This is a genomic window from Longimicrobiaceae bacterium, assembly GCA_035696245.1.
Taxonomy (GTDB): Bacteria; Gemmatimonadota; Gemmatimonadetes; order Longimicrobiales; family Longimicrobiaceae; genus DASRQW01.
Window position 1 is genome coordinate 1 of the sequence record DASRQW010000007.1, and the last position, 10875, is coordinate 10875.

General features: G+C 71.8%; 9 protein-coding genes. 3 read left to right on the forward strand and 6 right to left on the reverse strand.

Annotated elements, in window-relative coordinates; all coding sequences use genetic code 11:
* The 3 genes from VFE05_00225 to VFE05_00235 all read left to right on the forward strand — a co-directional run.
* The coding region (locus VFE05_00225) for a nitronate monooxygenase (GenBank protein HET6228466.1) at positions 1–215 on the forward strand (215 nt) is incomplete at its 5' end.
* Positions 216–480: 265 nt separating this feature from the next.
* On the forward strand, positions 481–1593 hold the full coding sequence (locus VFE05_00230) for a potassium channel protein (protein HET6228467.1): 1113 nt from the start codon (positions 481–483) through the stop codon (positions 1591–1593).
* 221 nt (positions 1594–1814) lie between these two features.
* The gene (locus VFE05_00235; protein HET6228468.1) at positions 1815–3506 is read left to right on the forward strand and encodes a GAF domain-containing sensor histidine kinase; all 1692 of its coding nucleotides are present in this window, start codon (positions 1815–1817) and stop codon (positions 3504–3506) included.
* A gap of 172 nt (positions 3507–3678) precedes the next feature.
* Here the strand turns inward: VFE05_00235 and VFE05_00240 are convergent, their stop codons facing one another.
* The 6 genes from VFE05_00240 to dnaG all read right to left on the reverse strand — a co-directional run bounded on the left by VFE05_00240 (position 3679) and on the right by dnaG (position 10366).
* On the reverse strand, positions 3679–4044 hold the full coding sequence (locus VFE05_00240) for a hypothetical protein (GenBank protein ID HET6228469.1): 366 nt from the start codon (positions 4042–4044) through the stop codon (positions 3679–3681).
* Positions 4045–4101: 57 nt separating this feature from the next.
* The gene (locus tag VFE05_00245; GenBank protein HET6228470.1) at positions 4102–4548 is read right to left on the reverse strand and encodes a DUF1801 domain-containing protein; all 447 of its coding nucleotides are present in this window, start codon (positions 4546–4548) and stop codon (positions 4102–4104) included.
* 36 nt (positions 4549–4584) lie between these two features.
* Positions 4585–6459, reverse strand: coding sequence for a DUF2339 domain-containing protein (locus VFE05_00250; GenBank protein HET6228471.1), 1875 nt, complete (start codon positions 6457–6459; stop codon positions 4585–4587).
* Positions 6460–6922: 463 nt separating this feature from the next.
* On the reverse strand, positions 6923–7351 hold the full coding sequence (locus VFE05_00255) for a hypothetical protein (GenBank protein HET6228472.1): 429 nt from the start codon (positions 7349–7351) through the stop codon (positions 6923–6925).
* Positions 7352–7371: 20 nt separating this feature from the next.
* Positions 7372–8496, reverse strand: coding sequence for a D-TA family PLP-dependent enzyme (locus VFE05_00260; GenBank protein HET6228473.1), 1125 nt, complete (start codon positions 8494–8496; stop codon positions 7372–7374).
* Positions 8483–10366 carry a DNA primase gene (gene dnaG / locus VFE05_00265; protein HET6228474.1) on the reverse strand — a complete coding sequence of 628 codons (1884 nt, stop codon included), beginning with the start codon at positions 10364–10366 and terminating at the stop codon, positions 8483–8485. The genes VFE05_00260 and dnaG overlap by 14 nt, the downstream gene beginning before the upstream one ends.
* Positions 10367–10875 lie beyond the last annotated feature (509 nt).

Here is a 10875-nt window from a genome sequence, read left to right on the forward strand (position 1 = left end):
TGGAGCGGCACCGCATCCCCGTGCCGCCCTTCCCGGTGCAGAACGCGCTGACGCGTCCCATGCGCACCGCCGCCGCGAAGGCGGGAGATGCGGACGGGCTGTCGCTGTGGGCGGGCCAGGGCGTGGGGATGGTGCGCCCGCAACCCGCGGCGGAGCTGTTCGCGCGGCTGGTCGAGGAGAGCGAGCAGGTGCTGCGGGGGCTTTCGGTGGATTGATCGATCATGGGGCAGCGAACGCCCTCTTCCCCGTTCGTTCCCTAGCTGCCCCCTCTTCCAAACCACCCGGGAGAGGGGGCGGCTCTTCCTCAGGAAGATGGTCGTGCGCCCCGCGAGATCGCATCGCGCAATGCGATCTCGCGCGAGGTTAGACGCGGCGGCACGCCATCCGCGTAGGGTGGCAGGGGAGGCCGGCGTTGGGCCGGCGCCTCTCCTGCCGAACACGTCCACCGAACCCGATGGCAAGCCCGCCGCGGCACACCTGATGGCCGAATCAAGCGCCCGTCCGCCCGCGCCGCCGCACGCCACCGACCGGCGGGCGAGGAGGCGCACGCCGTCGCTGGGCAGCCGCATGAACCGGATGCTCACCGACCCGGTGCGGCAGCTGCGGCTGTCGCTGCTGGTGCTGCTGCTGTTGCTGGTGTGCGGCACGCTGGGCTACCGCGCCATCGAGGGGATGCCGTGGCTGGACGCGCTCTACATGACCGTCATCACCATGGCGACGGTGGGCTTCGCCGAGGTGCACCCGCTGTCGCCGGCAGGGCGGGTCTTCACCATGGCGGTGATCGTGCTGGGGGTGGGGATCGGGGCGTGGGCCGCGACCAACGCGGTGGAGGTGGTGCTGGGGCAGACCTACTGGATCTCCGTACAGAGGCGCAAGATGAGCACGACCGTGGAAGGGCTGCGCGACCACTTCATCGTGTGCGGATACGGGCGGCTGGGCACCCGCATCGTGCGCGACCTGGAGGTGCGCGGCGAGTCGTTCGCCGTGGTGGAGATGCGGCCCGCGCTCGAGGAAGCCTTCCTCGCCGAGGGCCTGCCCCACGTGATCGGCGACGCCACCAGCGACCAGGTGCTGCTGGCCGCGGGCGTGCGGCGGGCGCGCGGGCTGGTGGCCGCGCTCGACTCCGACGCCAACAACGTGCTGACCGTGCTCACCGCCCGCGAGCACAACCCCGGCCTGCTGATCGTGGCCCGCGCCAACTCCGAGGCGTCGGAGAGCAAGCTGCGCCGCGCGGGCGCCGACCGCACCGTCACGCCGGATGCCATCGGCGGGCACCGGCTGGCGCTGGCGCTGCTGCGGCCCGCGGTGAACGACCTGTTCAACGAGATCTTCAGCTTCGGCGTGAAGATCGCGGTCGACGTGGGCCAGATCACGGTGCCGCCGCACTCGCCCTTCGCCGGGCAGACGGTGGCGGGCTGCGACCTGCGGCGCCTGCGCAACGTGAGCATCCTCGCCATCCGCGAGCTGGACGACCGCTTCACCCTGAATCCCGACGCCAGCCGCACCATCACAGCCGGCGAAACCCTCATCGTCATCGGCCCCGCCGAAGCCGTCTACGAGCTGGAAGCCCTGTACGGCTCCGACAGCGCCTGACGGTCTGCGGACCGCCCGCTACGTGAAGGCGCGCCGCTTCGGCGGTGCCGGGCGGGCGGAAACGGCGCGGCGGTCCGCCGCGGGGCTCCATGCCCCGTCCGGAGCGATTCATGCGTGCCGCCGGCATGCCGATGTGCCGCCGCAGCGCCCGCAGCGGTGAGGCTGCGCGCCGCCCCGGACCCCCAACGGACTGCCACGTGACTTCACCCCCGGAGCACCGGTTGCCGACGTCGGAGCGGGACCTCTCCTTCCTGGTGGAAGCCACCCGCCTGCTGGCCGCGTCGCTCGACGTGGAGACGACGCTCGCGACGGTCGCCCGGCTCTCGCTGCCGCACCTCGGCTCGTGGTGCATGGTGGACCTGCTGGAAGCCGGCCACATGCGCCGGCTCGCCATCATCCACCCCGACCCGGCCCGGCAGGCCCTGGCGCAGCAGCTCCAGGAAGGGTGGCCGCCGCTGCGCGACGACCCGCTCGGCCTTCCCTCCGCCATGCGGACCCGGCGGAGCCAGGTCGTGTTCCCCGTGACCGACACGATGCTCGTGGGCGCGGCCCGCTCGCCGGAGAACCTGGCCCTGCTGCGCCGGCTCCAGATCGGGTCGTTCATGACGATCCCGCTCCTGGCGCGGGGAGAGGTGCTCGGCGCCATCACCTACGTGAGCCCCAACCACGGCGACTCGTTCACGCCCGACGACCTCGTCCTGGGAGAAGACCTGGCCGCGCGCGCCGCCATCGCCATCGACAACGCGCGGCTCATGCGGGAGGCGGAACGCGCCCTCGCCGCCGCCGAGCTCTCGGAAGAGCGCTTCTCGCGCATCATCTCCATCGCCGCCGAAGCCATCATCTCGATCGACGAGACCCAGCGGATCGTCCTCTTCAACGAGGGGGCCGAGTACATCTTCGGCTACGGCAGGGGAGAGATGCTGGGCAAGCCGCTCGATCTGCTGCTGCCCGAGCGCGCCCGGGCTGTGCACCAGCGACACGTCCGCGCGTTCGGCGAGTCGCCCGACGTGGCGCGGAAGATGGGACACCGGCAGGAGATCTCCGGGCGTCGCAAGGACGGCGAGGAGTTCCCCGCCGAGGCCTCGATCTCCAAGATGGACGTGGGCGGCCAGCGGTTCTACATCGTGGTCCTGCGCGACACGACCGAGGCGAGGAACGCCGTGCTCGCGCAGGAGAAGCTCCTCCTCGCCGTCACGCGGGCGACCGAGGCGCGCGCCAGGCTCCTCCGGGGCGTGACGCACGACGTCAAGAACCCGCTGGGTTCGGCCGACGGGTACGCCCAGCTCCTGGAGATGGAGCTGGCCGGCGGCCTCGCCCCCGAGCAGGCGCGGCTGGTGGCCGGCGTGCGGCGGGGCATCCGCGGTGCGCTGGCGATGATCGGCGACCTGCTGGACCTGTCGCTCGCCGAGAGCGGGGGGCTGCCGGTGAACCGCGTGCCGGTGGACCTCGTCGCCGTGGCCCGGGAGGCGCTGGAGGACGAGCGCGGCGCCGTGGAGGCCGCGGGGCACGTGCTGGTGTGCGAGGGCGGCACGCCGGTACCGCTCGTCACGGATCCCGCACGGGTGCGGCAGGTGGTGGGCAACCTGCTGTCCAACGCGGCCAAGTACACGCCCGCCCCGGGCCGGATCACCCTCTGGGTCGAGATGCGGACAGGCGGCGAACCGGCGCGTCCGGGAGAATGGGCCGCGGTGCACGTCCGCGACAGCGGTCCGGGGATCCCGCCGGACGCACGCGAGTCCATCTTCGGGGAATTCCACCGCCTGGATTCCAGCACCCGGGCCAGCGGGCACGGGCTGGGGCTCGCCATCAGCCGCCTCATCGCCCGCCTGCTGGGCGGCGACCTCACCGTATCGGGCGGTGAAGGGGAAGGTGCGACCTTCTCCTTCTGGCTTCCGTCGGGGACCGACGCCTAGCGGGCGCGTACCCGCCGCGAGGGCGGTGCGAACTGGCGGAGGACGCGGGCCGGCAGAAGATCTTCGTGTCCGGGATCGCTACCGTGGCGCTCTCCATCGTCCTTGGCCACGGGGCGCATCCGGAGCGCACCCGCGGCGGCTGATCCGCGGAACCGCCCGTTGCGGCCGCGATTCATTCGCCCGTCGCTTCCTCCGGCACGACCGTCGCCTCCGCCGGGCGGTAGCCGCGGCAACGGATGACGGGGATGGGCGGATACTTCCGGAACGCGGGGTCCACCGCGGAGAGCTGGCAGAGGTAGAAGCGCGAGCCCTTGCCGCTCACCACGATGCGCACGTTGGCGCACGAGTCGCAGAGCCCGGCGGGCGGCGTGTAGCGGGCGGGGATATCCATCGAGCCGTCTGCGGATGAAAAGAGCGAGGGAGCGGACACGTCGTCCGCTCCCTCGAAATGTATCTCCCACCAGCCGTTCCGCGAAGCCGGCCCATCCGCATCGACAGCCTCCGTCAGCGCCATGGCGGATGCGGCATCGCCGTGCATCTACCGTATCCCGTCCGGCCGTGCGGAAACCGGGCGATCGATCCGCGCGTCGCAGCGTCAGCGGCTGCGACCGCGCTCGTGGGCCGCGATGAACTCATCGACGGACGTGCCGGCGATGGATTCGGCGACCGCGTCCAAGGGGAGGTCCGCGAGCGAGCGGAAGCGGATGCACGACTTGCCCGCATCCAGCTTCTTCCCCGCCCTCTCGAACCCGGCCTTCAGCAGCGCACCCTTCTCTGCGTCCTGGTTGGGCGCGAGCAGGTAGACGGCGTAGAAATTCTTCTGTGCCGCGAGCGCGGCGTACATCAGCGGCTGCTTGTTGTACGTGACCGGGTAGCGCGCCAGCGGCACCTCGTAGCTGATCATCCCCCAGTTCATCGTCTCCGCGTAGCCGGGCGGAAGATTGGCGGCCACCACTTCGCGAACGGCGGAGATCACGGCGCGGCGCTCCTCCGGGAGCTCGGCCAGGTACTCATCCACCGTCGCCGCCTTGCTGCTCGCCATCTGCCGTCTCCCGCGGTGGATGTGGATGCGGTGGCGCTACTTGCCCGCCTCGTGCTCAGGGCCGGGCGCGGGCTTCCACCACGTCTGCAGCGAGTAGCTGAGGAAGAGGAAGACGCCGCCGATGCCCAGGAAGAGCAGAATGCGCCAGATGGCCTCCAGCGCCGCCAGGTCCACCAGGAAGAGCTTGGCGACCACCACGAGCAGCGTCCAGATGGCGACCCGCTCGATGCGCTGGTTCCGCGCGCGCATGGCGTACACGAGGATGCTCACGGCATAGGCGCCCCACGCGATCGTGACGTACCCCTCGCCCCCGGGCAGCGGCGAGAGCATGCGCCACAGCCACCCCAGGAAGGCAACGTGCGCGAACAGGCGGTACACGCCGGCCCCGGTGCGGGAGTCCATGGCCATCGACATGCCCACCGCCGTGCCGATCACCGCCAGGTCCACCAGCGGGCTGCCGCGGAATTCCGCCCCGACCGCGCCCGAAGGAAGGCGCAGAAGCGTCCACGTAGCCGCGGCCGCGAAGAGGATGTGCACCACGCCAGCCAGCGCGGCGCTGCCGCGTCCCTTGGCGAGCAGGTACAGGCCCAGCGCCTCGGCCGCGAGCGCGAGCAGGAGGGCGTCGGCGTCCAGCGCCGCCACGCTGCCGATGGGCAGCAGCACCGACGCCGTCAGCATCAGCACGGCCGAGAGCGGGGGATGGCGATCCGACAACACGAGCGCCGTGAGGCCGTACGCGGCCGCGCCGCCCACCGCCAGCACGCCCCAGAGCCGCGGCGAGGGCTCCCACACCAGCGCCGCTACCAGCAGCACCAGCAGCGGCGGCAGCATGGTCAGCGCGTGCCAGTGCAGCACCGACGCCTCGCTCCAGTCGCCGGCCTCGTCCTCCGCCAGGTCCTGCGCGGTGCCGGTGAAGCGCAGCGCCCCGCCCCGCCGCGCGACCTCGCGGGCGATGGGCAGCAGCCCGTACGCCACCCAGGCGAAGATGGCGGCGGACTGGATCATCCACCGGTCCCACGCGCCGCCCGGCCCGTCGTGCAGCACGTTGGCGTACAGCAGGAGCAGCAGCCAGCCGCCCACCAGCGACACCCACAGCACCGAGCGCCAGCCGCGGTACAGGTACAGCGCCACGGGCCCGGCGAGCACGATGCAGGTGTAGAGCGCGGACGCGGCCGGCGTCCCCCGCTCGATCCCCAGCAGCAGCGGCGTCCCCAGCCCGCCGATGGCGCCCAGCATGGCGAGTACGTACTCGCCCTTGCGGATGGAGAGGAAGAACGCGAGCGCGGTGACCGCCACCATGAGCGTGAACGCCGGGACGTACGCGATCAGCCCGTACAGGTAGAAGGCCGCGAAGCCCACGATGTAGAAGATCGCGACCGCGCCGCCCAGCAGCACCGGAACGAAGCGCCGCTGCGACCCGTCGAGCCGCATGCCCACGGCGAAGAGCGCCAGGCCCAGCGCGGCGCCGAAGGCCGTGCGCACCAGCGGCGTGACCCAGCCCTGGTCGATGGAGTAGCGGAAGAGGAACGCCACGCCAAGCAGGAAGATCCCGATCCCCAGCCGGTTGAGCCAGAACTGCCCGTCCCAGCGGATCGCCGGCTCGTGCTCGGCCGCCCGTGCATGCGTCCGCCTGCGGGGTTCGTCGTCCGTGGCGCGCTCTCCCGACTCCGCGCGCGACGAGAAGGCGGGACCGTCGTCCGCCGCGGCGCCCGCGGGGGGAGCGCCGAACAGCGAGTCGTCGATGTGGATGCTCGCCGTGGCGGGGCGGGCGCGCAGCGCCGGATCGTCATCCGCGTGGCGCAGCGGCTCCGGCTCGCGGGCCGGCTCGGGGAGGCGGCGGCGGATGTCCTCCACCAGCATCTCCAGCCGTTCCAGCCGTTCCTCCACCGATCCGCGTTCGGGTGGGGCCATGCGTCCTCCTGCGTGTGCTCGCCCGGCGGCGTGTTGCGGTAGATGTGCGGCGGACCGTGCCGCGAGCCTGGAAGCGTGCCGGTGAGTCGAGTTGCGTGAGACGCGCATCCGTTTGCGCGTGAGATGCGCGGCGGAGCGGGCCTGGAGATGCGAAGGGAAAGCGCCTGCGGTGATGGAGGACGGCCCGTGAGGGACACCCTCCGTCTAACATACAACCGGACGGCGAGACGCGGAACGCCGTGCGTGAAACAGCCGTGTCCGTCGGGGATGAGATCCGCCGGATCGGCGGGATGCACAGCTGCGCATCGGCCGAGATGCCGGCGGATCCGAGAGCTCGTCGGCATCACCCGCCGCAGCGCATCCGCGGATCGCCATCGAACGCACTGTCCTTCGACCGAGCCACATCTCCCGAAAACGGAGCCGCCGCCCCGGAAGGCCGGAGCGGCGGGTCGTCTCGCCGCGGCTACTGGACGCGGACGAAGGTGTGGGTGTAGCAGTCCGCGCAGGTGTCGGTCAGCTCCAGCGTGTCGCGGCCGATGCGGCGCAGGTATTGGTCGGTCTGCGGCGGCGGCAGCACGTTCACCGGCATGCGGTAGCGGATCAGGTCGCGCGTCTTGTCGGGCGCGCCCTTGGGGTAGATGGTGAAGTGCGTGGTGTCCTGCGTGCCCGGCGAGTGGATCACCGTGAGCGAGCTGTCGCTGCGGAACTGGTAGATGACCTGCAGGTTCCGCCCCTCGGGCGTGATGTGCTGCCCGCCGATGCCGCCCACCGAGCCCGCCCACCGCCACGTGTCGGCCTTCAGCGGCCGTCCCCGCCCGCCGGCAGACGCGCACGCGGCCAGCGTGACCGCCAGCGCCAGCACCGCCGCCCGCCAGGTCGTCTTCTTCGTCATCCCCCGCCTCCGTAGGTTCGTCAGATGTTCGCCACCGGCTCGCGCCGTGCCGCGGCGTACGGGCCGCGCCCCCGCCCTTCCACCTCCCACGCTTCCACCACCTCGCCGCCGCGCACGCCCCACAGCCGTTCGTTCAGGTTCACGGAAACGCAGACGTGGTTGGGCACGATCCGGACCCGCTCGCCCACGCGCGGCCTCCACTCGGTGCCAGACAGGTCGAGGATGCCGTGCTCCTCGCTGACGGACTTCACCGCCACCTCTGGCCGGTCCAGCAGCGCGCCGTAGCCCCCGCCTTCCGCGCGAAGCTCCTCCTTCGAGAGCGCCTTGGAGCCCGCGTCCACCACGGCCTGCCCCGGCACCGCCGTGCTCACCACCGTGGCGAGCACCGTGTAGGCGCACTCGTCCCACCCGCACGCGCCGATCTCGGCCGTGGTGCGGTCGTTGAAGACGTTGGTCCCCGGCCGCACCTCGGTCACCCCCGCGATCTCGTGCGAGCGCCAGAAGGTGGGCGTGGACCCGCCGCTGACCACGTCCGGACGCAAACCCGCTGCCGCGAGCCCCTCGATAAACGTGCCGATGCGCCCGGACAGGACACGGATGGCCTCGTCCTGCTCCGCGACGGCGGCGCGCACGTGGCCGGGATAGAACATGATCCCGCGGTATTCCACGCCCTCCAGCCCCGCCGCCTCGCGCGCGAGCGCCACCGCGTCTTCGGGAGATGCGACGCCCACGCGCCCCATCCCCGCGTCCACCTCCACGAGGACGCCGACCGTCCGCCCCGCGTCACGCGCCGCATCCGCCAGCCCCCGCAGCGCCTCGGCGGAGTCGAGTGCGACGGTGAGGCGGACGTGCGGCGGCAGCCCCATCAGCCGCGCGAGCTTGACGGCGCCGAGCGGCGGGTAGGCGAGCAGGATGTCGTCCACCGCCGTCGCCATCACCTCCGCCTCGCGAAGGGTGGCGACGGTCACTCCCACGGCGCCGGCCGCGACCTGCTCGGCGGCGATGGCGGCGGTCTTGTGCGTCTTGGCGTGCGGGCGCCAGGCCAGCCCGTGCGCGCGGCAGTACTCCGCGGCGCGGCGCAGGTTGGCGCCCATGCGGTCCACGTCCACCAGCGCGGCGGGCGTCTCCAGGTCAGCGGTCGTCATTGCGGCGCTCGCGGGTGGTGAGCAGGTGCATGATGCCGTGCTTCATGTACAGGCGCCGCTCCCGCATGAGGGTGAGGATGTCGTTCTTCTCCTTGTACAGCGTGACCTCGCGCTCGCCCTGCGCCTGCATCAGCTCGCGGTCGATGGCGCGCAGCCGCTCCTCGTACGGCCGCGAGAGGATCTGGCGCACGCTGGCGGCGAAGTACGCCTCGGGGGCGGCCATGTGCTGGCCCTCGGGGTCGCCGCGAAGCTCCTCCACCGTCTTCTGCGCCTCGGGCGGGAAGAGCTCCAGCCACGCGCCGTCGGGGTCGCGGCTGCCCTCCGCCTGGAGCAGCCCTTCGTAGATGCTGCGGTAGATGGGGTTCCGGAAGTCGCCCGGCCCCAGCTCGCGGGCCGCCCGCTCCACCCACGACTCGTCGCGGAAGAGGAGGAGCAGCAGGTTGCGCTCCGGCCCCAGCATGGGCGTCAGCCGGGGCGCCGCGGCAGGCGGGGCGGACGGCTGCTGGCCGTAGTCCTCCGTGCGGCGCCCGGGCTGGGTGCGCCGCCGCCCGTCCGAAACCACGCCGCGCTGGTCGCGGGCGGGGGCCTCGGCCACCTCGCGCGCCAGCGTCTCGCGCGACACGCCCGTGAGCTCGGCGATCCGGTTCACGTACACGCCGCGCAGCAGCTCGTCGGACGTGGCGCGGACGGTGGGCAGCAGCGAGTCGATGGCCTGGCGGGTGCCCTTGATGGAGGTGAAGAAGCCCTTCCGCTCCAGGATCTGGATCTTCCGCTCCAGCACGTCCACGGCGTCGTCCAGGTACATCTGCAGGAACTTGGCGCCCTTGCCGCGCACGAGCGAGTCCGGGTCCTCGCCGTGCGGCAGCGAGGCCACCAGCACCTCGGCGCCGGCGCGGAGGAGCTCGTCGCCCGCGCGGAAGGTGGCCTTCAACCCCGCCTTGTCGCTGTCGTAGAGCAGGATGACGCGCGGCGCGTACTTCGCCAACAGCTCGGCCTGGTCCTCCGTCATCGCCGTGCCCAAGGGCGCGACCGCGTTCTCCACCCCGTGCGCGGCGAGGGACACGTAGTCCATGTAGCCCTCCACCACCAGCGCCACCTCGGCCTTGCGGATGGCGCCGCGGCTCCAGCCCAGGCCGTACAGCATGCGGCCCTTGTGGTAGATGGGCGACTCCGGCGAGTTGAGGTACTTGGGCGTGTGCTCCTCGGCGCTGCCCAGGATCCGCCCGCCGAACGCCACCACGCGCCCGCCCAGGTCCTCGATGGGGAAGACGATGCGCCCGCGGAAGGCGTCGTACGGCGTAGTGCCGCTCTTGGGCTCCTTCGCCAGGCCTAGCTCCAGCAGCTGCCGGTCGGTGATGCCCTGCCGCCGCGCCGCGTCGCCGAACGCCGTCCACGCCTCGGGCGCCCAGCCCAGGCCGAACCGCTCCGCCGCGGCCTTGTCGATTCCGCGCTTCTCCAGGTACTCGCGCGCCGCCCGGCCCCCGTCGCCGTCCCACAGCGAGCGGCGGAACCAGTCCGCGGCGAAGGAGTTGACCTCGTAGTAGTGCCGGTTGGGGTCTTCCTCGCGGCGCTGCTCGCGCGGGTCGGGAATCTCGATGCCCACGCGCTCCGCCACCGTGCGGATCGCGTCTGGGTACGTCATCCCCAGGTGCTTCATCAGGAACGTGAAGACCGAGCCGCCCTCGCCGCACACGAAGCACTTGTAGAAGCCCTTGCCGGGATCGACCGAGAAGTTGGGCCCTTCGCCGCCGTGCAGCGGGCACGGGCCGCGGAAGGTCCGCCCGGAGCGCTTGAGGCGCGTGTGCTCCGAGAGGATCTCCACCATGTCGGCCTGCAGCCGTACCTGCTCGATCAGCTCTTCGGGGATCATCTGCGGGGTGATGCGTGGCGGCGCGGTACCGTGTACGAAGCTTCGAGTTTGTTTCGGGAAATATTCGGTATCTGAAAGATAGTGGGTTTTGGTGCGGGCGGGGAGGGGCCCTCACCCGGCTCGCAAGGCTCGCCTGCCCTCTCCCGCAAGCGGGCGAGGGCACGAAGCTCCTTCGCGTTTCCGGGAATTCCGCTACACGCTTCGCTTTCGGCTTCGCCGGGCATCTACGGGCTTCGTGCGTGCGGACGGCGCGTCTCGCTTCGAGCGATCCCCGTTTGCTCGAGCCCTACACCTTCCGTAGGCGCAGCGACCTCCCCGCTCCCTCCACCGCAGCGCACAGCGCGAGTCCGCCGGAGGCGCAGCCGCGACGTCAGCCCGCTCGACCCCTACCGAGCCGCAGCCGCGCTAATGGCGTGCCTTCCCCCGCTTGCGGGCAGGGCTGTTTCATTCAGGGCAACGGTGTATCTTTGCAGCATGAATCTACTGACTGCGTTCGAGCAAATCCCCGA